Annotated in this window: 21 protein-coding genes; 7 read left to right on the forward strand and 14 right to left on the reverse strand. The window is 66.7% G+C overall.

The window, feature by feature from the left end:
• Window positions 1-136 precede the first annotated feature (136 nt).
• Window positions 137-553: a DUF6766 family protein gene (locus tag VF194_RS07935; protein ID WP_330889760.1), complete on the reverse strand. Its 417-nt coding sequence runs from the start codon at window positions 551-553 to the stop codon at window positions 137-139.
• Between the two features lie 178 nt (window positions 554-731).
• Between VF194_RS07935 and VF194_RS07940 the strand changes: the two genes are divergently transcribed.
• Window positions 732-1700 carry a metal ABC transporter substrate-binding protein gene (locus tag VF194_RS07940; protein ID WP_330889762.1) on the forward strand — a complete coding sequence of 323 codons (969 nt, stop codon included), beginning with the start codon at window positions 732-734 and terminating at the stop codon, window positions 1698-1700.
• Window positions 1701-1743: 43 nt separating this feature from the next.
• Here the strand turns inward: VF194_RS07940 and VF194_RS07945 are convergent, their stop codons facing one another.
• Entirely contained in the window at window positions 1744-2934 is a 1191-nt protein-coding gene (locus VF194_RS07945) for an acyltransferase family protein (RefSeq protein ID WP_330889764.1), read from the reverse strand.
• 147 nt (window positions 2935-3081) lie between these two features.
• On the opposite strand from VF194_RS07945, the gene VF194_RS07950 reads away from it, so the two are divergent.
• The gene (locus VF194_RS07950) at window positions 3082-4050 is read left to right on the forward strand and encodes a LytTR family DNA-binding domain-containing protein (protein ID WP_330889766.1); all 969 of its coding nucleotides are present in this window, start codon (window positions 3082-3084) and stop codon (window positions 4048-4050) included.
• Between the two features lie 3 nt (window positions 4051-4053).
• Here VF194_RS07950 and VF194_RS07955 read toward each other — a convergent pair whose 3' ends face one another.
• A complete protein-coding gene (locus VF194_RS07955) occupies window positions 4054-5019 on the reverse strand; it encodes a complex I NDUFA9 subunit family protein (protein ID WP_330889767.1) in 966 nt (321 codons plus the stop codon).
• Window positions 5020-5141: 122 nt separating this feature from the next.
• Here VF194_RS07955 and VF194_RS07960 point away from each other — a divergent pair, with 122 nt between their 5' ends.
• The gene (locus VF194_RS07960; protein ID WP_330889769.1) at window positions 5142-5330 is read left to right on the forward strand and encodes a superinfection immunity protein; all 189 of its coding nucleotides are present in this window, start codon (window positions 5142-5144) and stop codon (window positions 5328-5330) included.
• 18 nt (window positions 5331-5348) lie between these two features.
• On the opposite strand, the gene VF194_RS07965 is transcribed toward VF194_RS07960, so the two are convergent.
• The 6 genes from VF194_RS07965 to VF194_RS07990 form a co-directional block, all read right to left on the reverse strand.
• Window positions 5349-6878, reverse strand: coding sequence for a CHAD domain-containing protein (locus VF194_RS07965; protein ID WP_330889771.1), 1530 nt, complete (start codon window positions 6876-6878; stop codon window positions 5349-5351).
• A gap of 148 nt (window positions 6879-7026) precedes the next feature.
• Window positions 7027-7467 (reverse strand): type II 3-dehydroquinate dehydratase, encoded by a 441-nt coding sequence (locus tag VF194_RS07970; RefSeq protein WP_330889773.1) that lies wholly within the window; start codon window positions 7465-7467, stop codon window positions 7027-7029.
• A gap of 27 nt (window positions 7468-7494) precedes the next feature.
• Window positions 7495-8796 (reverse strand): TRAP transporter large permease, encoded by a 1302-nt coding sequence (locus VF194_RS07975; protein ID WP_330889775.1) that lies wholly within the window; start codon window positions 8794-8796, stop codon window positions 7495-7497.
• Complete coding sequence (locus tag VF194_RS07980; RefSeq protein ID WP_330889778.1) at window positions 8793-9311, reverse strand: TRAP transporter small permease; 519 nt, start codon at window positions 9309-9311, stop codon at window positions 8793-8795. Before VF194_RS07980 ends, VF194_RS07975 begins: the two co-directional genes overlap by 4 nt.
• A 68-nt stretch (window positions 9312-9379) precedes the next feature.
• Window positions 9380-10378: a TRAP transporter substrate-binding protein DctP gene (gene dctP / locus VF194_RS07985; RefSeq protein ID WP_330889780.1), complete on the reverse strand. Its 999-nt coding sequence runs from the start codon at window positions 10376-10378 to the stop codon at window positions 9380-9382.
• Window positions 10379-10464: 86 nt separating this feature from the next.
• Window positions 10465-11385, reverse strand: a complete 921-nt coding sequence (locus VF194_RS07990) for a shikimate dehydrogenase (protein ID WP_330889782.1) — start codon at window positions 11383-11385, stop codon at window positions 10465-10467.
• A 219-nt stretch (window positions 11386-11604) separates the two neighbouring features.
• Here VF194_RS07990 and VF194_RS07995 point away from each other — a divergent pair, with 219 nt between their 5' ends.
• The 4 genes from VF194_RS07995 (at window position 11605) to VF194_RS08010 (ending at window position 18826) form a co-directional block, all read left to right on the forward strand.
• Window positions 11605-12270 (forward strand): TetR/AcrR family transcriptional regulator, encoded by a 666-nt coding sequence (locus VF194_RS07995; RefSeq protein WP_330889784.1) that lies wholly within the window; start codon window positions 11605-11607, stop codon window positions 12268-12270.
• A 98-nt stretch (window positions 12271-12368) separates the two neighbouring features.
• Entirely contained in the window at window positions 12369-14258 is a 1890-nt protein-coding gene (locus VF194_RS08000) for a bifunctional sugar phosphate isomerase/epimerase/4-hydroxyphenylpyruvate dioxygenase family protein (RefSeq protein ID WP_330889786.1), read from the forward strand.
• A 315-nt stretch (window positions 14259-14573) separates the two neighbouring features.
• On the forward strand, window positions 14574-16136 hold the full coding sequence (locus VF194_RS08005; RefSeq protein ID WP_330889788.1) for a GNAT family N-acetyltransferase: 1563 nt from the start codon (window positions 14574-14576) through the stop codon (window positions 16134-16136).
• Between the two features lie 152 nt (window positions 16137-16288).
• Window positions 16289-18826 carry an ATP-binding protein gene (locus tag VF194_RS08010; protein WP_330889790.1) on the forward strand — a complete coding sequence of 846 codons (2538 nt, stop codon included), beginning with the start codon at window positions 16289-16291 and terminating at the stop codon, window positions 18824-18826.
• On the opposite strand, the gene VF194_RS08015 is transcribed toward VF194_RS08010, so the two are convergent.
• From VF194_RS08015 to rnk, 5 genes are all read right to left on the reverse strand, one after another.
• Window positions 18801-19052 carry a hypothetical protein gene (locus VF194_RS08015; RefSeq protein WP_330889792.1) on the reverse strand — a complete coding sequence of 84 codons (252 nt, stop codon included), beginning with the start codon at window positions 19050-19052 and terminating at the stop codon, window positions 18801-18803. The genes VF194_RS08010 and VF194_RS08015 overlap by 26 nt on opposite strands.
• Window positions 19052-19432 (reverse strand): response regulator, encoded by a 381-nt coding sequence (locus VF194_RS08020; protein WP_330889794.1) that lies wholly within the window; start codon window positions 19430-19432, stop codon window positions 19052-19054. The genes VF194_RS08015 and VF194_RS08020 overlap by 1 nt, the downstream gene beginning before the upstream one ends.
• A gap of 104 nt (window positions 19433-19536) precedes the next feature.
• On the reverse strand, window positions 19537-21153 hold the full coding sequence (locus VF194_RS08025; RefSeq protein WP_330889796.1) for a GMC family oxidoreductase: 1617 nt from the start codon (window positions 21151-21153) through the stop codon (window positions 19537-19539).
• Between the two features lie 74 nt (window positions 21154-21227).
• Window positions 21228-21638: an MAPEG family protein gene (locus tag VF194_RS08030; protein WP_330889798.1), complete on the reverse strand. Its 411-nt coding sequence runs from the start codon at window positions 21636-21638 to the stop codon at window positions 21228-21230.
• A gap of 70 nt (window positions 21639-21708) precedes the next feature.
• Entirely contained in the window at window positions 21709-22131 is a 423-nt protein-coding gene (rnk, locus tag VF194_RS08035; RefSeq protein WP_330889800.1) for a nucleoside diphosphate kinase regulator, read from the reverse strand.
• Window positions 22132-22140 lie beyond the last annotated feature (9 nt).

Genomic DNA, 22140 nt, shown 5'->3' on the forward strand with positions numbered 1-22140 from the left:
CGGCAGTAAGCCGGAAATCACTTCCCACTGCCGGTCGGTCAGTCCATATCGCCGCATCGGTCGCCCCCTCGCTTCAGGCGACCTCCTATGAATCATTCATTCAATACTTTGGGAATCCCATAATTGACGACACACCCTAGCCCTCCTCGGCGATCCGCCGGGCCAGGACGGTGTCGGTCTCGCGCCCCTCGTAGCGGCCGTCGATGTCGCGGATGACGCGCTCGCCGCGCTGGAGGTCGATGGCGAGCAGGACCGCGTCGATCTTCGCCTCCATGCGGTCGCTGCCCTCCTTGGATTGCGGCGAGCCGACATGCAGCAGGATGGCGAGGCCGCCGACCTGCCAGAGCAATTGCAGAAATTCCGACTGCCAGTTCTCGAGCACGTCGCGCGTCGTTTCCACCACGTATTCCGAAACTTTCAGGTCCTGCCCGTGCTGGCGCTGCTGATCGACATAGGCATACCAGGCGAAGACCCAATGACCGAGCAGCGACAGGAGGAAGAAGCCGCCCGTCACCCAGCCATAACCGTAGCGTTTCCAGACCGAACCCCGCATGACGACCTCCTTGCCCTGTTATTCCCGTCCCGTCCTTCACGGCTTGCGCGCTCCCGATCTGAAACAGCGCAACCCGCCCTTCGGCATGGCCGGGCCAATGATCTTTTCCGGGCGGCTTGCGATATAGATGATATGTTATACTATAACATTCATTATCCAAGCGCTGAGGACCCCGACCGTGCCAGACCGCCGCCTGCCATCCCGTCCTGTCCGGCTGTTTCCGGCGCTGCTGTCTCTCGCCGCGATCTGCCTGGCAGTCCTGCTGCCGCTGCGGCCGGCTGCTGCCGCCGCCGCGCCGCTGCGGGTCGTCGCCACCTTCTCGGTGCTGGGCGACATGGCGGCCGCGATCGGCGGCGAGCAGGTCGCCGTGACCGCATTGGTGCCGCCGGGCGGCGATGCGCATGTTTACGAGCCCAAGCCCGGCGATGCCCGGACCATCGCCGGTGCCAAACTGGTGATCGTCAACGGCCTCGGCATGGAAGGCTGGATCGACCGGCTGATCGATGCCTCCGGCTATCGCGGCCCGGTGACGGTGGCAAGCCAGGGCATCGTGCCGCAGACCATGCGCGCGGAAGAAGCGGACGGCGGGGAAGCGGATGGCGGAAAGGCCGCGGCGGCGACCGATCCGCATGCCTGGCAGAATCTCGCCAACGGCATGGTCTATGCCGACAATATCCTCGCCGGACTGATCGCCGCCGATCCGGCCGATGCCGAAATCTACCGCCAGCGCCATGCCGCCTATCGCGCCGCGCTCGAACAGCTCGATGCCTGGGTGCGCGCGCAGATCGCGACGGTGCCGCAAGCGAAGCGCCGGATCATCACCTCGCATGACGCCTTCGGCTATTTCGGCTCGGCCTACGGCATCCGCTTCCTTGCGCCGGTCGGCATCAGCACCGATGCCGAGCCGAGCGCCGCCGGCGTCGCCCGGCTGAGCCAGCAGATCCGCCGCGAGCATGTCAGGGCGCTGTTCATCGAGACGATGACCGATCCGCGCCTGATGCAGCAACTGGCCCGCGAGGCCGGCGCCGCGATCGGTCCGCCGCTCTATTCCGACACGCTGTCGCCCAAAGGCGGCCCGGCCGACACATACATCCGGATGTTCCGCCACAATGTGCCGGCCATGGTGGCGGCGATGCGGAAGAACTGACACCCGCCGCAGCAGGGCATGGGCGGCGCGACCTCCGGACCCATCAGGCCGCCTTCAGGCCGAAGAAGGGCCGCAACGGGCCGCTGCGCCGTACGATCTCGTAACCGGCAAAGCAGGCCGCGACGGTCGCCGCCACGATGATGCCGGCCTCCTCTGCCGCGGTAAGGCCGAAAGGCTTCAGCGCATGGCCAATCGTCACGATGACGGTCTGATGCAGGATGTAGAAGGGAAACACCGCATCGGTCAGATAGCGCCGCGCGGCATTGTCGTGATCGAGCCGGCGCCGGGCGAAGCCGAGCAGCATGACGATCCAGGCCCATTGATCGAGCGTCCAGACCACATCGCGCAGGCTGCCGGCGACGGCGACATGCCGCAGCATCGCCCAGGCGATGGTCGCATAGCAGCCCAGCGCGACGATCAGAGCCGGCCAGCGCAGGCGCTCGATCGCCTGCCAGACGGCGCCGTTGCGCGCAATGGCATAGCCGAACAGGAACAGCGTGAAATATTCGGCATGCAGATACCAGTCGTCGAGCAGCGCATGGGTTTCGGGAAAGCGCGGCCGCAGGCCGAGCCGGAAGGCCAGCAGCACCGGCAGCATCAGCAGCAGGATTCCCGGCGCGGTCAGGCGCGCGGCGGCCATCCGCATCCAGCCCCGCTCGGATGCCGCATGCAGCCACGGCCGCAGCGCCAGCAGGGTCATGGTATAGACCCAGAGATAGGCGACGAACCACAGATGATTCCAGGTCGGCACGATCAGGCGATGGCCGTTCGGATGCCAGCCGTCATAGCCGGTGAGGTAGAGCCGGTAGAAGGCGAGAACGCCGCCGTCCCAGCCGAGCTTTTCGGTGATTTCCAGGAAGGTTTGCGGCGGCACGATCACCAGCATGCCGAGGATCAGCGGCAGCAGCAGGCGCTTGCTGCGGGCACGCAGCAGGGCAATCGACGGTGTCTTCTCCGCCATGAACCGCGTCGCCGCGCCGGCGATCAGGAACAGCAACGACAGCCGCCAGGGGCTGGTCAGCAGCATGAGCGGCTCGATCGCCGGGCCGGCATGGGCGGATTTCACATGCCAGTCCCATGTGACGAAAAACATGCCCATGTGGTAGAAGATCAGCAATCCGAAGGCGATGATGCGCAGCCAGTCGAGATCGCAGCGCCGCGCGGCAGTCTTCTCCTGCGCGACGAAAGCGGAAGCGGCGGCAGCCGGCTTGGAAATGCAAAACGCGATGCCCATGGCCCATCCCTCCACTTGGCCCTCCACTTGGCCCTCCCTCTGGCCTTCCATCTGGCGGAGTCTCCCGGCCGGCTTGCCATGGCGGCGCGGCGGACGCGACACCGGCGGGACGGCCGGCGGCCTTCCTGCCATGAATGGCGGCCGGCGATGACCGAGGCGGGGACGAGTGGCGGGCCGCCAGGGACGAATGGCGTGATGAATGGCGCGGCGAACGGCGCGGCGCATGACGCGGTCAACGGCGCGCCTGACGCAACGACAAACGGCGCGGAAAACCGCGCCGGCAGCGGCCCCCGGCGCCGCTTCCGCTTTCCGCTCTGGATCTGGGCAACCTATGCCGGCATCCTGCTGATCGTCTCGGCGGTCGTCGCCTCCTCCTTCTGGATGGAAGCCGGCCGCACGGGCGCCGCCGGGCCGTTCTGGCCCTTCGCGCTGAACGAAGCCAGCAGCATCGTCATCATCTTCGCGCTGACGCCGCTCGTCTTCGCCTGGGCGGGCCGGCTGGATCCGCGCCGGATCGGCTGGCCCCGCATGCTGGCCGGCCACCTTGCCGGGCTCGCGGCCTTCGGCGCAGTGCATATCGGCGGCATGACGCTGCTGCGCGTGCTTCTCTATCCGCTATTCGGCGGCGCCTATGCGATCGGCCGGGACCGGCTGCTGGCGACGCTGATCTATGAAGGCCGCAAGGATGCGCTGGCCTATGCCGGCATGGTGCTGGGCGCCTGGCTGCTGGCGGCGGCATTGCGCAAACCCGCCATCGTCGCGGTGCCGGCAGCCGCCACGGCCGCAGCCGCGCCCGGCGGCCGGATCGAAATCCGCGACGGCGCGCGGCGCATCTTCGTCGATCCGGCGGAAATTTTATGGATCGAGGCGGCCGGCAATTATGTCGAGCTGCATCTGCCGGGGAAAAGCCTGCTGCAGCGGCAGACCCTGGCGGCGGCGGCGCGCGAACTGGCGGCGCGCGGCTTCGTCCGGATTCACCGCTCGCGGCTGGTCAACCGCCGGCATGTGCGGGCGAGCGAGACCAACGACAGCGGCGATTTCACCGTCACGCTGAGCGACGGCCGGCGGATCGCCGGCGGCCGGCGCTGGCGCGGCGCGCTGGACGGCCAGGCCTGAGGATCAGCTGACGCGCGGCTCGAAGCGGCCGCCGCCGCGACGGTAGCGGAAGAGATAGCCTTCGATGGTGCCTTCCACCGGCGTCGCCTGCTGGATGCCGAGATCGGCCAGCGTCCTGGCGCCGGGGCTGACGACATTGTCCGACTTCAACAGGTCGATCTGATCGCGCGTGATCGGCGGCGCGAAGATCGGCTGCAATTCCATCAGGCAGGCGGCGGGCTTGAGCAGCGCGCCCGGCAGCGACAGCAGCAGCCGCTTCTTCTTGATCTCCTGCAGCGTAAGCTGCAGCAGCTCGCGGAAGCTGTAGACCTTCGGTCCGCCCAGCTCGTAGGTCTGGCCGGCCGCGGCAGGATCGGTCAGCGCGCGCACGATCGCCTCGGCGACATCGCCGACATAGACCGGCTGGAACCTGGTTTTGCCGCCATCGACCAGCGGCAGGAAAGGCGAGAGGCTGGCCATCGCGGCGAAGCGGTTGAAGAACTGGTCCTCCGGGCCGAATACCACGGAGGGACGCATGATGGTCGCCTGCGGCATATGCTTGCGCACGCCTGCCTCGCCGGCGGCCTTGGCCTGGGCATAGCGCGAGCGGCTTTGCGCATCGGCGCCGATCGCCGAGACATGCACGAGCTGCTTGACCCCGGCTTCCCTGGCGCAGAAGGCGACGGCTTCGGCGCCGCGGGCGACGACGCTGGCGAATTTCTGCGGACCGGTTTCGTACAGGATGCCGACGCAGTTGATCACCGCATCGGCGCCGGCGACGGCGGCCTGCACGGAGCGGGGCGAGCGGATATTGGCCTGCACGATATCGATCTGGCCGACGCTGCCGAGCGGCTTGAGGAACAATCCCTCGTCCGGCCGGCGGATCGCGACGCGCACCCGCGCGCCATGCTGGACCAGCCGCTTGACCACATAGCGGCCGATGAAGCCGGAGCCGCCGAAAACGGTGACGAGCTTGGTGTGGAGCGGCATGATGCGAATTCCCCTGCCTGGCGCCCAAAGCGAAACGGGCCTGAATCTGCGCCGAACTATAGCGATTTCCGGCGCCAAGCCAACGGTTTGACCGGGGCCGTCGAACCGCCATAAGGTGCGGCATGGGTGCCGGATTTCCCACCATTGTCGGCCTGCTGCTGGCCGCGACCGTCTATTTCTTCCCCAGCCTGCTGGCCTGGCGGAGCCGCCATCCCTGGCGCCAGCGCATCCTGGTCGCCAACGGCCTGGGCGGCTGGACCGTGATCGGCTGGCTGATCTGCCTCGGCATCGCGCTGCGCCGGCCGCGCTAGGCCCGCCCGATCCCGCCGTCAGCCTTTCAGCGCGTCCTTCCAGAACGGCTTGACGGCGGCGAAGGCCTCCCAGGCCTCGCCCAGATGATCGAATTGCAGCCGCTCGCGGCCGGCGAACCAGCCGGCCAGCGCCGCCGCGGCCGCATCGCGCTCCGGCGCATCGAGGATGTTGCGCACCAGGCTGCCGCCGATATCGGCATCGTTGAGCACGCCGAGCCGGTCCTGCAATTCGGCCAGCGCCTCGATGAAGCGCCGGATTTCCTTGCGGCCGAAGAAGGGGCGGAAGAATTCCGCCGCATAGCGCAGCTTCTTGGCGCGGATGCGCAGCTGGTGCAGCTCGGCAGGCGGCAGGCGCGCATGCCGATCGCCCAGCGCCTTGATCTTCTCGCGGCGCTTCCGGAACAGCCGGGCGGCGAACTGGCGCGCCGGCATCTGCAGGATTTCCGGCCGCCCGCTCTTGCCGCCGGCGGCGATGCTCTGCTCCAAATCGTCCAGCAGATGCGCGAAGCCGAGCCGCCAGGCAGCGCAGCGCGGCGCAAGCAGCGCCGATTCGAGCGCGACCTGCGCGGCCTCACGGCGATCTTCCAGCACCGCGGCGAGATGAGCGAGCGCCGGCAGCCGGCTGCCCTGCCGCTCCAGCGTCTGCCGCAGCGGCGCCAGCGTCTCGGCGAGGAAGACATCGAGATCGCGTTTTTTGCCGAGCGGCTCGCTCAGCCAGCGCAGCTCTTCCTTCAGCGGCAGAAGAGTCTCCGGCGGCAGGATCGCCTTGAAGGTGGCGAGGATCGAGCGCAGGCGGCGCAAGGCGACGCGCATCTGATGCACGCCCTCGGCGTCGCGGTTGCACAGCACCGGCTGGATATTGGCATCGAACTGCGCCAGGCAATGCCGCGCGCCGGCGATGAAAGCCGCGCCGGTGCTGGCCGCCTCGTCGTCGATGGCGAAGGGAATCTGCCCGGCGCGCAGCGGCGGCGGCACGATCACGCCAAGGCGTGCCGCGGCAGCCAGCAGCGGCGGGCCGCCGCACCATTGCACCGGCAGGTCGCAAGCCAGCGCCGCGCCGAGCGCCGTCAGCCGCGCCGCCGCGCCGGGCGGCGCCGTCAGTACGAGTTCCTCGTAGGCCGCTGCCTGTCTGCCATGCCGCCAGGTTGCGCTGACGAACTGCGCCTCGAGCGGCACGCTGTCGCCGTCCAGCCGCAGAACCGAGACATTCGCCTCGCCCTGCGCCACCTGGCGCAGGGCCGGCAGGTCGGCCGGCGCCTCGCCCGCGGCGCAGGATTGCGGCACCACGGACAGGATTTCGCGCCGGATTTCTCGTTGAATCTCTCGTTGAATTTCTCTCTGGGCCGGCGCGGCGGCCGCCCCGTCTTCGAAGGCGGTCAGGCAAAGCCAGCCGCTGGCCGCGGCACCCGTCCCGTTCGGGCGCAGCAGGGCAAGCCGTTCGCGATGGCGCCGGGCCCGATGGCCCGATTGCAGCAGCGGATGCCGCCGCGCCTGGCGCAGGCCGCCAGCCGCTAAGCCCAGACGCAGCATGGCAGGCGGGTCGCTCATGGCCGGCGACTCTATCGGAGCGGCTGAAAAAACTCAAACAGCTCAGCCGTTTACGATTGTTACCATGACGCCGCAGATGGACAGGGCGGAATTCGCCCGGAGCGGCAGCGGTTTAAGCGCCCCGATACCGGCCAGGCCGCGCCGCCCGTCAGCGCCCGAGCAAATCCTTCATCGCCTCCACCGCAAAGCCGTAGCCTTTCGCGCCCAGGCCGGCGATCACGGCGGTGGCCACCTTCGAGACCAGGGAATTGTGATAATAGGCCTCGCGGCGATGGATATTGGAGATGTGGAGTTCGATGATCGGCCCGTTGAACATCTTCAGCGCATCCAGGATGGCGATCGAGGTGAAGGTGAACGCCGCCGGATTGATGATGATGCCGGCGCCGCCGTCGATCGCCTCATGAACCCAGTTGATGATCTCGCCTTCGATGTTCGATTGGTGAAAGCGCACCGGATGCTCGCCGGCCGCCGCGCGGCACATCGCCTCCACCTCCGCCAGGGTCGTATGGCCGTAGATTTCGGGCTCGCGTTTTCCCAGACGGTTCAGGTTCGGCCCGTTGAGGATGAAGATCGGCTTGAGAGTCGTCACGGCGGCATCTCCTTGCAATGAATGCGATCAGCCCTGGTAGCCCAGCAACCGGGGGAACCAGAGCACGAGGTCTGGAATAAGCGTGATCAGCGCCAGCGCGCCGAGCAGCGCAAGCAGAAAGGGAATGACGTCGCGGACCGTGTCGCGGATCGGCACGCCGGAAATCCGCGTCATGACGAAGAGCAGCAGGCCGTAGGGCGGCGTGATCAGGCCGATCATGATGTTGACGACGACGACGACGCCGAAATGCACCATGTCGATGCCGAGGCTCTTGGCGGTCGGAATCAACACCGGCACGACGACCAGCAGGATCGTGGTGCCTTCGAGGATACAGCCGAGCACAAGCAGCAGGATATTGACCAGGATCAGGAAGGTCAGCGGCGACAGCTGCCAGGCGACGAGCAGATGCCTGATGGACTCCGGGATGTTCTCGACGGTCACGACGTAGTTGAACACCAGGGCGCCGGCGATCAGCATGCCGATCGAGGCCGAGGTGCGGGCGCTGTCGAGGATCGAACGGTAGAAGGCTTTCAGGCTGACCGCCCGATAGAGCGACGCCGAGATGACGAGCGCATAGGCGGCGGCGACGGCGGCGGCTTCGGTCGGCGTCGCCACGCCGCTATAGATGCCACCGAGCAGCACCACCGGCATCATCAAGGTGGGAAAAGCGCGCCAGGTGATGCCCGGCAGCTTGCGCAGCGGAACCGGCGGCTCGACGGGCAGCTTCTCCCGCCGCGCGCTCAGGAACACCATGACCATCAGGCCGCCCGCCATCAGAAGGCCGGGAACCACGCCGCCGAGGAAGAGGTAGCCGATCGAGGCATCCGAAACCAGGGCGTAAATGATCATCGGGATCGAAGGCGGGATGATCGGGCCGATGACGGCCGTGGCGGCGATCAGCGCGGCGGCAAAGCTGGAACGGTATTTGCCGTCTGCCGTCATCATGCTGAACATCATCTTTCCCGGCCCGGCGGCATCGGCGATGGCCGAGCCGGACATGCCGGCGAAGATGATCGCCTGCAGCACGCAGACCTGGGCGAGGCCGCCGCGAAAACGGCCGACGATGGCATTGCAGAACCGCAGCATGCGGTCGGTCATCGAGCCGATATTCATCAGTTCGGCGGCCAGAATGAACAGCGGCACCGCGAGAATGATGTAGTTCGAATAGAGCCCGTTCAGCAGCTGCTCGGCCGCGGTGCCCATGTCGAGCCCGGCGAGCAGCAGATACAGGATCGAGCCGGCGATCATGGCATGGCCGATCGGCAGCCCGAGCAGGGCGAGGACGGAGATCGTTACGATCGAGACCGAGAAAGGACTGGCGAGAGTCATGGACGATCCGCTGCCTCCGCCGGGGTTGTCGCCGCCGGGGTCGAGCCGCGGATGGCGCGCCAGCCGAGCCACAGATAGCGGATCAGCGCGCCGGCGACGAAGACAATGTAGATCGAGAACAGCCAGTCGAAGCGGATGCCGAGATAGGCCGTCTTCTCCACCTTCATGAAGGTGACGTAGTCGAAAGCGGCTGGAAAGGACAGGCCGTACAGCACGATCAGCGCCGCCGCCGAGAGCAGCAGCATCGCGCGGCGCAGCCTGGGCCCGGCACCGGCATAGATGAGGTCGAAACGGATTTCCTCGTCCTCGCGCAACACGAAGGCCGCGCCCCAGAGCAGCAGCCAGATCCACAGCACCACGCTGATTTCATTGGTCCAGCCGATCGGGAAGTTCATCAGGTAGCGGAAGGCGATCTGCAGGATGAAGGCGACGAACATCGCCAGCTGCATCGCGGCAAGGATGTTTTCGGCGCGGCGGTAAAGCCAGCCGCCGATCCGGAGCAGGGTTGGATGCAAGGCCGATCTCCGCTGACTGGCAAACGAAGGCCCTGGCGGCATGTCCCGCCAGGGCGCCATCTACTCTGTTAGAGCGCGTTGATCTTGTCGACCATGCCTTTCGGCCAGTCCTTGGCCAGATCGGATTTCAGGTATTTCTCCTGGGCGTATTTGCGGAACGCCGCCTGATCCGGCTCGTAGATCTTCAGGCCCTTGCTCTTGAAGAAGGCGACCAGATCCTTCTCGCGCGCCAGATGCTTCTTGGTCGAGAAGTCGATGGCGGAATCGGCCGCCGCCTGGAAGCGCTTCTGCACGTCCGGCGCCATGCCTTTCCAGACCTTGTTCGACACCGTCAGCAAATCGAAGCCGACCAGATGCGAGGTCATCACGATCTGCGACATCACCTCATAGAACTTCATGTTCTCGACATTCGGCAGCGGATTGTCCTGGCCGTCGATCGCGCCGGTCTGCAGGCCGGTATAGACTTCGGCATAGGCCATGGCGACCGGATTGGCGCCGAGCGCCTCGCCGAGGAACTGCCAGGTCTCGCCCGGCGGCATGCGCAGCTTGATGCCGGCCATGTCGGCCGGCGTCGTGATCTTCTTGTCCGGCTTCAGCCCGACCTGGCGGGCGCCGAAATAGGTCGGCCCCAGAATGCGCACGCCGAGCTTGTCCTCGGTCATCTGCTTCATTTCCGCGCCGAGGTCGCTGGCGAAGAATTTCCGCAGATGGTCGGCATCGCGGAAAAGATAGGCTGCGGTCAGGATGGACCAGGCCGGAAGCTGCTTGGAGATGTCCTGCGGCGCGATATTGCCCATTTCCAGGTTGCCGCGCTGCAGCGCGACGAGTTCGGTGCCCTGCTTGAACAGATTGCCGCCGTAATAGCCTTCGAACGCGAAATCGCCGGCGATCGCGTCGGCGAATTTCTTCATCATTTCGGCGCGGATATCCTGTTCGGAGAAGACCGCCGAGAAGCGCAGCTTCGGCTTGCCGGCCGCCAGGGCCGGAAAACTCACGCCAACCGTTGCGGCGGTGGCGGCAGCGGCGCTGGCCGCGAGAAAGCTGCGGCGCGTGGTGTGCTGTGTCATTGTAATTCCTCCCTTTTTCTGACCGCCGGTTGCGGTGATTTACGCCCGAGTTGATCCTTCCAATAGCTGCGGCGTCCCGGGCTGGTTCAAGCCGCCGCCTCGAAATGACTGGCCATGGCCTGCATGTCCGGCTTGCGGCCGGTAAACAGCTCGAATGCCCGCACCGCCTGGCCGATCGCCATGCCGGTGCCGCTCAAGACCCGGCAGCCTCTGGCGCGCGCGCAGCGCAGCAATTCGGTCTCGTCGGGAAAGTATATGATCTCCGCCACCCAATGGCGGGCCTGCAGATGCGCCGCCGGAAATGGCGTGCCGGGATACTTGGCCATGCCGACCGGGGTGGCATTCACGACCCCGTCCGCCGCGGCGAGCGCCGCCGCGGCATCCTCGCCCGCATGCACGCGCGCGCCCCAGACGGCCTGCAGGCGCGCGGCGAGGGCCTGCGCCCGGGCCGCGTCGCTGTCGATGACGGCCAGATCCTGAACGCCGAGTTCCATCAGGGCATGCGCGACCGCCGCGCCGGCGCCGCCGGCGCCGAACAGCACCGCCTTGCCGAGAGCGACCCCGGCCAGGCCGCTGCGGAAGCTTTCGGCAAAGCCCCAGCTATCGGTGTTATGGCCGGTGGTCCGTCCGCCGGCGATGACCACCGTGTTCACCGCGCCGATCGCCGCGGCGTCCGGCGACAGCGCATCGAGATGCGGGACGATCTGCTGTTTGAAGGGATGGGTGACGTTGAAGCCTTGAAAGCCGGCCGCCGCGCCGGCGGACAGGACCGCCGGCAGGGCGTCATCCGTCAGTTGCAGGCGGTCGAAATCGATCAGCAGATAAGAGCAGCTGAGCCCGAGCCTTGCGGCTTCGCGTTCATGCATGACCGGCGACCGCGAGGCCTGGATGCCGCGGCCGATCAGGCCGACGAGCAGAGGCGGGCCGCCCGCCGGCATCCGCGCATTCGGATGTGCGGCAATCACGCCTCGCAGCAATGCCACGCAATTGTCGTGCTGGGCCGGCACATTTCCTCCAGAACGGCTCTAGACTCAGAATGTACGGAATAGTTAGTTTAGTCAATGCGGGCGCCACACAATAAGGCCCGCGGCCGGCCGGCAGCAGCAAATCCTGTTTCTTTTCGTCGCCTTAGAGTATGCAAGACGGCGGTCCGGCGGCTGCGGCAGACGCGGTCCTTGGCGCCGGCCGAAACGACGGATGGGGAATTCGCGGGGACATGCACGCCGATGAATGACATATCGAAAGCTGGCCGGACCCGCCCGCCGCGCAAGCCCCGCAGCCCAGAGGCGACCAAGCAGGACATCATCGCGGTCGCCATGCGCGAATTCGCGCAGAACGGCCTTTCCGGGGCGCGGGTCGACGAGATCGCCGCCAAGACCGGCTCGAGCAAGCGGATGATCTACTACTATTTCGGCGACAAGGAAGGGCTATACCTCGCCGTGCTCGAGGAAGCCTATCGCAAGGTCCGCACCACCGAAGCGCAGCTCGATCTCGAGCATCTCCGCCCCGTCGAGGCGCTGCGCCGGCTGGTCGAATTCACCTTCGACCATCATACCTCCAACGAGGCCTTCATCCGCCTGGTGATGATCGAGAATATCCACCATGGCGCCTATCTCGCCCGTTCGAAGACCATCCAGGAACTGAACGTCTCGGCGATCGGCGAGCTGGAACGCGTCTATCAGCGCGGCCTGCAGGAAGGCGTGTTCCGCAAGGGGCTGAGCGCCATCGACCTGCACTGGCAGATCAGCGCGCTCTGCTTCTTCAACGTCTCCAACCGGGCGACCTTTTCGCAGATTTTCCGCGTCGATCTCTCCTCCAGAAAGGCGCTGGCCGCCCTACGCGGCCATGTCGTCGAGATGGTCCTGCGCAACGTGCTGAAATCGCCGGCATAGGCCGGCGGGGCCTGTTTGACTCGGCAGCCTGCCGGACTATTATGTACTAACTGGTTCGCTCATTGCGGAGACGGCTCGCCGCTGAGGGAGGCACGACCATGAAAACCTCGATCGCCACCGTCACCATCAGCGGCACGCTTACCGAGAAGCTGCAGGCGATCGCCGCCGCCGGTTTCGAGGGCGTGGAGATTTTCGAGGCGGATTTCCTCGCCTTCGACGGCACGCCGCGCGAGGTGGGCCGCATCGTGCGCGATGCCGGCCTGCAGGTGACGCTGTTCCAGCCCTTCCGCGATTTCGAAGGCATGCCCGAGCCGCAGCGCAGCCGCATATTCGACCGCGCCGAACGCAAATTCGACGTCATGCAGGACCTCGACACCGACCTGATGCTGGTCTGCTCCAATGTCTCGCCGCTGGCCTTGGGCGGCATCGACCGCGCGGCGGAGGATTTCCACGAACTCGGCGAACGCGCCGCCCGGCGCGGCCTGCGCGTCGGCTACGAGGCGCTCGCCTGGGGCCGGCACATCAGCGACCATCGCGACGCCTGGGAGATCGTGCGCCGCGCCGATCATCCCAATATCGGCCTGATTCTCGATTCCTTCCATACCCTGGCACGCAGGATCGATGTCGCGTCGATCCGCTCGATCCCGAAGGACAAGATCTTCATCGTGCAGGTCGCCGATGCGCCGCTGATCGAGATGGATCTTCTGCATTGGAGCCGGCATTACCGCAACATGCCGGGCCAGGGCGACCTGCCGGTGGTCGATTTCATGCGCGCCGTGGCCGCCACCGGCTATGACGGCGTGCTGTCGCTCGAGATCTTCAACGACCAGTTCCGCGCCGGCTCGCCAAAAGTCATCGCCATCGACGGCAAGCGTTCGCTTGTCAACCTGATGGACCGCGTCTGCCGCGAGGAGCCCGGCATCCGCATGCCGGGACCGGCGATCCCCGACCGCATCCGCACCGAGGGCATCGAATTCGTCGAGTTCGCCGCCGACGAGAGCGAGGCAGCCGAACTGGAAACCCTGTTCCGCACGCTCGGCTTCCGGAAGGCCGGCCGCCACAAATCGAAGGATGTCACGCTCTGGCGCCAGGGCGGCATCAACCTGATCATCAATACCGAGCGCGAGGGCTTTGCCCATGCCGCCTATCTGATGCACGGCACGTCCGTCTGCGATATCGGCCTGCGCGTCGAAGACGCGCGGGACACCATGCAGCGCGCCCGCGCCCTCGGCGCGGAGCCTTTCGAGCAGCCGGTCGGACCCGGCGAACTCAGCATCCCGGCGATCCGCGGCGTGGGGGGCGGCGTGATGCATTTCATCGACGGCAAGAGCGACCTCGCCCGCGTCTGGGAGATCGAGTTCGAACCGGTCGCCGATGCGGCCGGCATCGCCCCTGCCGGGCTGGCCGCCATCGACCATATCGCGCAGTCGATGAATTACGAGGAGATGCTGACCTGGATTCTGTTCTACACATCGATCTTCGCGACACGGAAGACGCCGATGGTGGATATCGTCGATCCGGCCGGCCTGGTCCGCAGCCAGGTGATCGAGAACGAAACCGGCAGCCTGCGCATCACGCTCAACGGCGCCGAAAACCACCGCACGCTTGCCGGCCGCTTCATCGCCGAAAGCTTCGGCTCGGCCGTGCAGCACCTCGCCTTCGCCACGGACGACATCTTCCGCACGGTCGCGGCGCTGAAGGCAAACGGCTTCCACCCGCTGACGATTTCGCCGAACTACTATGACGATATCGGCGTCCGCTTCGGCCTCGAGCCCGCGCTGCTCGACCGCCTGCGGTCGGAAAACATCCTCTACGACCGCGATGCCGGCGGCGAATATTTCCAGATCTACAGCCGGAATTACGGCGAGGGGTTCTTTTTCGAGGTCGTCGAGCGGCGCCGGTACGGCGGCTATGGCGCCGCCAACGCGCCGTTCCGCATCGCGGCCCAGAAACGGGAATTCCGCCCCGCGGACCGCCTTGAAATCTAGGCCCCTCCTCTAAGCCTTTGATAATGCGGCATTTACCGGCGCTGCGGCGGGATTCGCGGCGCGGCCCGGGCTTCCGCCTCAATTCCGCCGTTTTTGTCGGCCACAGTCATTCTCATTCAACAGGCCCCCTCTCAGCAGGCCCTGTTCCCGGGTCGCCCGCCGCCCCTCCCCCCCAGGCAGCCGGCGGGCGACCCACCTCCTCATGAGACCTAGGACCGGCATTCCGGGCTCCGTCTTTTCCCGCCATGGCGCTCGCCATGCGCCTTCCTGCTTGCCGTTCCGCCGCACAGAACAATCAGAAAAAACGAGTCTGCGATGAACGAGCCGACCAAACCCAAGCTGGTGCTGCGCCAGGCGGCGCCGGCGGACATCCCGAAGATCCGCGCGCTGACCGCCAAGGTCTATGCCGCCCTGGGCAGCGACGGCACCTATTCGGAAGCGCAGCTGCGCGGCCATCAGCATCATTTTCCGCAAGGCCAGTTCGTCGCCGTCTATGACGATGCCATCGTCGGCTATTGCGCCACCTTCCGCATCGGCGAGGCGCTGGCGCTGGCGCCGCATGACTGGGCCACCATCACCGGCCGCGGCTATGGCTCGCGGCATGATCCGAACGGCGATTACCTCTACGGCATGGAGGTCTGCGTCGATCCCGATTACCGCGGCCTGCGCATCGGCCAGCGGCTGTATAACGCCCGCAAGCAGCTTTGCCAGCGCCTGCATCTGAAGGGCATCGTCTTCGGCGGCCGCATGCCCGGGCTGAACCGGCGCTGGAGCCAGGTCGGCTCGGCCGAGCGCTATGTCGAACTGGTGCGCGAAGGCCGCCTGCGCGATCCGGTGATCAATTTCCAGCTGCGCAACGGCTTCGAGCCGATCGGCGTGCTGCGCGGCTATCTCGGCACCGATCACGAATCGCGCGGCTTCGGCACGCATATGCTGTGGCGCAATCCGCAGATCGCCGAGGAGGCCGAAGTGGTGGCGGCGCCGATGCTGCCGCGCCTGAGTCTGGTGCGCGTGGCCTGCGTGCAATACCAGCAGCGCGCGGTGGCCTCGTTCGAGGAATTCGCCCGCCAGGTCGAGTATTTCGTCGACGCGGTCGCCGATTACAAGGCGGATTTCGTCGTCTTCCCCGAGCTGTTCACCCTGCAGCTTCTGTCGATCGAGAACCGGCATGTGCCGCCGGCGGAGGCGATCGCGGCGCTGACCGCCTATACCGACCGGATCAAGGCGATGCTCGGCGAACTGGCGGTCGGCTACAACATCAACATCATCGGCGGCTCGCATCCGACCCGCGACGCGGACGGGCAGGTCTACAACATCTGCCATGTCTGCCTGCGCGACGGCGCGATCCACGAGCAGCGCAAGCTGCATCCGACGCCGAACGAGCGCTATTGGTGGAACATCACCGGCGGCAAAAGCATGGACACCATCATGACCGATTGCGGGCCGATCGGCGTGATGATCTGCTACGACGCCGAATTCCCCGAAGTGGCGCGCCATCTGGCCGATCAGGGCGCGCAAATCCTGTTCGTGCCGTTCTGCACCGACGAACGCCAGAGCTATCTGCGGGTGCGCTATTCCGCCCAGGCGCGCGCCGTCGAGAATCAGTGCTATGTCGCCATGGCGGGCAATGTCGGCAACCTGCCGAATGTCGAGAACATGGATATCCAATATGCCCAGAGCTGCGTGCTGACGCCCTGCGACTTCGCCTTCGCCCGCGACGGCATCGCCGCCGACACCACGCCGAATGTCGAAATGGTGGCGATCGCCGACCTGCAGCTCGAAAGCCTCGTCACCGCCCGCCAGAGCGGCACGGTGCGCAATTTGAAGGACCGCCGCTTCGATCTCTACACCGTGACCTGGAAGGAAAGCGGCAGCTAAGCCGTCCTATCCATTCGTCATTCCGGCCGGGCGCCGCCCGTTCCATGCGGCGCGCGGGGCGGCCGATGCTTACCGGACCTTAACTTATGCCGACCGGGTGGCAGGGATAAAATGGCGGAAACTCACGACGATCCACCGCCTCTCCTGATATCATGAAACTCCTCTATCATTGGTCGGTCTCGCGCCTGACCGTCGGCATCTGCGCCGCGCTGCTCTTCGCCGTCTTCGGCCTGGTCGGCTATTCGATCCTGCTGGACTATCGCGAAACCCGCGATCAGGCCTATCGGGACACGCAGAACCTTGCCAAGCTGATGTCCGAACATGCCCTGCAGACCATGGCGGCGACCGACCAGGCGCTGCTGGGCATTCTCAATCAGCTCGATACCGCCCGCCTGAACGATCCCGCCTACCGGCCTTTCGTTCATCGCATCCTGCGCGAGCGGCTGCCGCTGCAGCCGAACATCTATGCCTTCTATATCGTGGATGCCGCCGGGCGTTTGCGGCATTCCTCCACCGCCGAGCAGGTCGACGGCATCGATTTTTCCGACCGCAACGTGTTCCACAGGCTGCGCGACATGCCGGGCACGGCGATGGCGATCGGCACGACGGCGGTCGGCCGGATCGACCATGCCAAGAACAGGTGGATCATCAGCATGGGACGCCGGCTGGAGGACCCCAAGGGCCGCTTCGCCGGCGCCCTCATCGCGGTGATGGCGCTTGGAACCTTCCAGAATACCTACGACCTGATCCGCCTCGGCACCCACGGCACCATCGGGCTGCTGCGCACCGACGGCCGCCTGATCGCCGGCACCCCGTTCAATCCCGAATTATTCGCCTTCGACTTCAGCCGCCTGCCAGTCTTCAGCGAATTGCTCCCCAAATCCCCCGCAGGCACCTTCGAGACGCCCGCCGCGGTGGACGGCCTGCGCCGCTTCGCCGCATATCAGAAAGTGCCCGGCCGGAATCTCGTCGTCTTCGTCGGCCTTGCCGAACGCGATGTTTTCGCCCATTGGCGTCAGGAATCCATCCAGCTGGCCGTGCTGGCCGCCATCATGATGGCGGTTGCGATCGGCCTGTCGGCCCTGGCCTTTCGCATCGTCCGCGGCTGGCAGCGGGACTCGAAACGCAATGAGGAACGGCTGGCGGCCATGGCCGCTGCCGCCGAGCAGGGGCGCCAGGATATCGAAGCGATCTTCCGCACCATGTCGGATGCCTTCTATACCCTCGACGATGCCTTCCGCTTCACCTATCTGAACCCGCGCGCCGAGCGGATCTTAGGCTCCGGCGGGGAGCTGATCGGCCGGATGCTGTGGGACGCCTTCCCCGACGCCCGCGATACCGTGGCATGGACCGAGCTGCATACCGTCATGACGCAGAGGCGGCCGCGCGAATTCGAGGTCTTCTATCCGCCGTTCGAGGCCTGGTTCGAAGTGCGCGCCTTCCCGCACAAGGCGGGCCTGGCGGTCTATTTCCGCGATGTGACCAAGCGCCACGAGATGGAAGAGCAGCTCCGGCAGGCCCAGAAGATGGATGCCATCGGCCAGCTCACCGGCGGGATCGCGCATGATTTCAACAACCTGCTGACCGTGATCCTCGGCAATACCGACCTGCTGGCGAGCCGGCTGGACGGCAGCGAACCGCTGGCGCGGGTGGCCGTTCTGGCGCGCGACGCCGCCGAGAAGGCGGCCGAGCTGACCCAGCGGCTCCTGGCCTTCGCGCGGCGGCAGACGCTGGACCCCGGCGTCATCGACGTCAATCAGACGCTGCTTGCGCTGCAGCCGCTGCTGCAGCATAGCCTGGGCGCGCAGATCACCATCAACCTCGATTGCGGCGAGAAGCTGTGGCCTGCCCTGGTCGATCCGGGCCAGTTCGAGACGGCGATCCTGAATCTGGCGATCAATGCGCGCGATGCCATGCCGCAAGGCGGCCGCCTCGATATCGAAACCGGGCAGTTGACGATGAGCGAGGCGGCGGCGCGGCAGATCCGCGAAATGCAGCCGGGCGATTACGTCACCGTCACGGTGAGCGATACCGGCACCGGCATGCCGCGCGAGGTCGCCGCCCGCGTCTTCGAACCCTTCTTCACCACCAAGGAGCTCGGCAAGGGGTCCGGCCTGGGGCTTCCCATGGTCTATGGTTTCGTCAAGCAATCCGGCGGCCATGTCCAGCTTCAGTCGGAGCCCGGGATCGGTACCACGGTGACGCTCTATCTGCCGCGCGCCAGGGCCGAAGCGCCGGCAGCGGACGCCGCCGCCGCGCCTGCCGCGCACCCCTCGCCCGCCCCTCGCGGCAGCGAGCGGATTCTGCTGGTGGAGGACGACGAGATGGTGCGGCGCCACACCGTCGCTCTGCTGAGCGGCCTCGGCTACGTGGTCACCGCTGTCGCCATGGCGGCGGAGGGCCTGGATGCCTTCGCCCGGCAATCCTTCGATCTCGTCGTCAGCGACATCATACTGCCGGGCGGCATGAATGGCCGCGAAATGGCGCTGCATATGCTGCAGGACAAGCCGTCGCAGAAGATCCTGCATATTTCAGGCTATGCCGAGAATGGCATTCTCGACGACCGGGAGGGCGTGCATCTGCTGTGGAAGCCATTCCGCAACCACGACCTCGCCGCCAAGCTGCGCGAAATCCTGGATGGCGATGCCGCGGTACGGCCGGCGGTTACAGATCGCGATACAGATCGTTGAGATCGAAGCGCATCATCGGGCCCGGCAGGTCGACCGGGGGCTCCACCATGACGCCATTGACCCATTCGAAGCCCGCCGCCATGGCGGCGAGCACCTGGGCAGGGTTGGGCAGGCCGAGCACATAGCTGCGCAGATCCGCCGGCGCGGCGTTTGGCCGAACGGATCGGGTGGCGGCGCCAGCCTTGCCGCTTGCCGGCCGGAAGGGGGTGACCACCTCGCCCGGCATCACATCACGCTGCCGAGCACCCGGTCGATGGCGGCGAGAAGCTGATCGGGCCGGAAGGGCTTGGCCAGCACGGCATCGGCGCCGAAGGACTTGGCATATTCGAGCAGGTCCATGTTGCGGGTGCGGCCGCCGCCCGATATGGCGACGATGCGGACATTCCTGCTGTTCCGGCGCAGCAGCATGATGGCCTCGAGCCCGTCGGTTTCCGGCATCAGGATATCGGTGATGACGACATCGAAGCCGTCATGCCGGGCCGCCTGGTCCAGGGCCCTGGCGCCGTTCTCGGCGGTAACGACGGAATGGCCCGCGGTCTGCAGCATCAGCTGCAGGCTGTCGCGCAGCAGGATTTCATCTTCGACCAAGAGAATCTGCGCCATCATCCGTCCCGATTCCGTTGCGCCGCCTCCGTTTATGGCAGATTGGCGCCAAGGATGAAGGTTACTATCCGGGAAGGTTACCGTCCGATAAGCTGCATGGCGGGGCGCTAGGCCCCGGCCGGCGGCTCGGCCGCGCGGATCAGATCGGCGGCCTTCTCGGCGATCATGATGGTCGGCGCGTTGGTGTTGCCGCCGATCAGCGCGGGCATGACCGAGGCGTCGGCGACCCACAGGCCGTCCAGGCCGCGCAGGCGCAGCGTCGCCGCATCGACGACCGCGCCGGGATCGTCGGCGGCGCCCATGCGGCAGGTGCCGACCGGATGGTAGATGGTATCGGCGCGCTTGCGGATTTCGCCCAGCAGGGCATCGTCGCTTTCGATGCCGGCGGTATAAAGCTCCTGCGGCCGCAGGGCCTGGAAGGGGGCGGCGGCCATGATGCGGCGGGCGAGCTTGACGCCCTTGAGCAGCAGGGCGGCATCGTCGGGATGGGTCAGGAATTGCGGATCGATCTTCGGCGGCAGCATCGGGTCGGCGCTTTTCAGGCCGACGCTGCCGCGGCTTTTCGGCCGCAATACGCAGGTATGCAGGCTGTAGCCATGGCCGCGATGCAGCTTGCGGGCATGGTCGTCGACCAGGCTGATGACGAAGTGAAGCTGCAGATCGGGCCGCGGCTGCGACGGATCGGAGCGCAGGAAGCCGCCGGCCTCGGCGTAATTGCTGGTCAACTGGCCGCGGCGCTCGCGGCGCCAGCGCCGGATTTCGCGCAACAGCCGCAGGCCGCCGGCGGCCGACAGGCCGATCAGCTCGGTGGTGGCGGCCTTGTAGAGCAGGATGAAGTCGACATGGTCCTGCAGGTTCTGCCCGACGCCGGGCAGCTCATGCAGCACCGGGATGCCTTCGTCCCTGAGCTGCGGGCCGGGGCCGATGCCGGACAGCATCAGCAGCTGCGGCGATTGCAGCGCGCCGGCGCACAGCACCACGCCGGCGGCGGCGCGCAGGGATAATTCCTTCCGTCCCTTTTTGACGATCGCGCCGACGGCGCGGCGCCCGGCCAGCAGGATGCGCAGCACCCGGGCATCGGTTTCAATATGCAGGTTGCGGCGGGCGCGCACCTCGGGCGGCAGATAGGCCCGGGCCGCCGACCAGCGCTCGCCGTTTTTCTGCGTGACCTGGTAATAGCCGACGCCCTCCTGCTCCGGGCCGTTGAAATCGGCATTGCGCGGCAGTTGCAGCGCGTCGCAGGCCTGCAGGAAGGTTTCGCTGACCGGGCTGGGCGAGCGCAGATCGGCGACATGCAGCGGGCCGTCCTGGTTGTGATACGCGCCGCCGAACGCCTCGTTGCCCTCGGCGCGCCTGAAATAGGGCAGCACGTCCTTGAACGCCCAGCCTCTGGCGCCGTGCAGTTCGGCCCAGTCGTCGTAATCGCCGGCATGACCGCGGATGTAGATCATCGCATTCATGCCGGAGGAGCCGCCGAGCATCCTGCCGCGCGGCTGATAGCCGCGCCGGCCGCCGAAGCCGGGCTGCGGCTCGGTCTCGAAGGCCCAGTTGTGCCAGCGGGTCGGCATGAAGGCGGCGGCGCCGATCGGCACGCGGCAGAGGATATGATCGTCCGGCGGGCCGGCTTCGAGCAGGCAGACCCGGCTGGTTCCGTCGTCGCTCAGGCGGCGCGCCAGCACGCAGCCGGCAGAGCCGCCGCCGATCACCACGTAATCGAACTCCATGGCGCGTCCACCTCCCATGCCAGCAGAGTGTCGGGCCAACGCCGCATCGACGCGCCCGGTTTACGCCTTCCGCTCTAGAGCGGCCGTGTCAAAGCGATGACCAGCAGCCAGATCGCGGCGGTCAAAATCGTGGTCCAGGTCAGCCCGATGCCGATGGCGCGGCCGGGCTGCGGCATCCTCGCGCTGGAGAGAATCCCCCAGGCATGGACGACGCGCCCGAGCAGCAGCGCGCTGCCGAGCAGGTGCAGGGCCCAGACCGGCGCCTGGCGGCTGAGTTCGAGCAGGAACAGCAGGATCAGCGCCAGCGGCACGTATTCGGTGAAATTCGCCTGGGCGCGGACCGCCTGGCGCAGGTCGTCATGGCCGCCATCGCCGAGGCTGACCCGGCGGGAGAAGCGGCCGCTGACCACGCGCAGGGACAGCAGCACCAGCAGGATGCCGCACAGCGCCGCATAGAGGGGCGTGACGAAGAACGGCAACTGCATGGTCGATCTCCCGTGGCGGCTGGCCTGATAATGGATGTTAGCAACGGCGCCGGCCGGCGGCTACCGGGCGCTAGAGGTCGTAGCGCCCGGCGCGCTCGGGCTGGTAGACGACCTTGTGCAGCTGGATGGCGCGGCGCTCGCCGCTGGCGGTCGACCAGGCGATGCTCTGCCCTTCCTTCAGCCCGAGCAGCGCGGCGCCGACCGGCGTCGCCACCGAGACGAAGGCGCGGTCGAGATCGGCCTCGCCGGGATAGACGATGGTGAGCCAATGCGGCCGCCCGGTATGCTCGTAGCCGAAGACGACATGGCTGCGCATGGTGGCGACATCGGCGGCGATCCGCTCGGGCGCGACCAGCGCGGCGCGGTCGAGTTCGGCGGTCAGCATGGCGGCGACGGCGGGCTGGCGCGGCCGGATCTGGTCGGCCAGCACGATCAGGCGTTCGTAATCGGTATCGGTCACGGTGATGGCCGGACGCGGTTCGAGAAAGGACATGGAGACCTC

Origin of the sequence: Ferrovibrio sp. (genome assembly GCF_036381655.1) — a bacterium.
Classification (GTDB): Bacteria; Pseudomonadota; Alphaproteobacteria; order Ferrovibrionales; family Ferrovibrionaceae; genus Ferrovibrio.

What these genes read in the sequence shown, in the direction of transcription:
- rnk (WP_330889800.1), bottom strand. Translation starts at nt 22,131, where the DNA reads ATGTCCTTTCTCGAACCGCGTCCGGCCATCACCGTGACCGATACCGAT.
- VF194_RS07955 (WP_330889767.1), bottom strand. Translation starts at nt 5,019, where the DNA reads ATGCCGCTCCACACCAAGCTCGTCACCGTTTTCGGCGGCTCCGGCTTC.
- VF194_RS08025 (WP_330889796.1), bottom strand. Translation starts at nt 21,153, where the DNA reads ATGGAGTTCGATTACGTGGTGATCGGCGGCGGCTCTGCCGGCTGCGTG.
- VF194_RS08000 (WP_330889786.1), top strand. Translation starts at nt 12,369, where the DNA reads ATGAAAACCTCGATCGCCACCGTCACCATCAGCGGCACGCTTACCGAG.
- VF194_RS07950 (WP_330889766.1), top strand. Translation starts at nt 3,082, where the DNA reads ATGACCGAGGCGGGGACGAGTGGCGGGCCGCCAGGGACGAATGGCGTG.
- VF194_RS08030 (WP_330889798.1), bottom strand. Translation starts at nt 21,638, where the DNA reads ATGCAGTTGCCGTTCTTCGTCACGCCCCTCTATGCGGCGCTGTGCGGC.
- VF194_RS08015 (WP_330889792.1), bottom strand. Translation starts at nt 19,052, where the DNA reads ATGCCGGGCGAGGTGGTCACCCCCTTCCGGCCGGCAAGCGGCAAGGCT.
- VF194_RS08020 (WP_330889794.1), bottom strand. Translation starts at nt 19,432, where the DNA reads ATGATGGCGCAGATTCTCTTGGTCGAAGATGAAATCCTGCTGCGCGAC.
- VF194_RS07975 (WP_330889775.1), bottom strand. Translation starts at nt 8,796, where the DNA reads ATGACTCTCGCCAGTCCTTTCTCGGTCTCGATCGTAACGATCTCCGTC.
- VF194_RS07945 (WP_330889764.1), bottom strand. Translation starts at nt 2,934, where the DNA reads ATGGGCATCGCGTTTTGCATTTCCAAGCCGGCTGCCGCCGCTTCCGCT.
- VF194_RS08005 (WP_330889788.1), top strand. Translation starts at nt 14,574, where the DNA reads ATGAACGAGCCGACCAAACCCAAGCTGGTGCTGCGCCAGGCGGCGCCG.
- VF194_RS07965 (WP_330889771.1), bottom strand. Translation starts at nt 6,878, where the DNA reads ATGAGCGACCCGCCTGCCATGCTGCGTCTGGGCTTAGCGGCTGGCGGC.
- VF194_RS07935 (WP_330889760.1), bottom strand. Translation starts at nt 553, where the DNA reads ATGCGGGGTTCGGTCTGGAAACGCTACGGTTATGGCTGGGTGACGGGC.
- VF194_RS07960 (WP_330889769.1), top strand. Translation starts at nt 5,142, where the DNA reads ATGGGTGCCGGATTTCCCACCATTGTCGGCCTGCTGCTGGCCGCGACC.
- VF194_RS08010 (WP_330889790.1), top strand. Translation starts at nt 16,289, where the DNA reads ATGAAACTCCTCTATCATTGGTCGGTCTCGCGCCTGACCGTCGGCATC.
- VF194_RS07995 (WP_330889784.1), top strand. Translation starts at nt 11,605, where the DNA reads ATGAATGACATATCGAAAGCTGGCCGGACCCGCCCGCCGCGCAAGCCC.
- dctP (WP_330889780.1), bottom strand. Translation starts at nt 10,378, where the DNA reads ATGACACAGCACACCACGCGCCGCAGCTTTCTCGCGGCCAGCGCCGCT.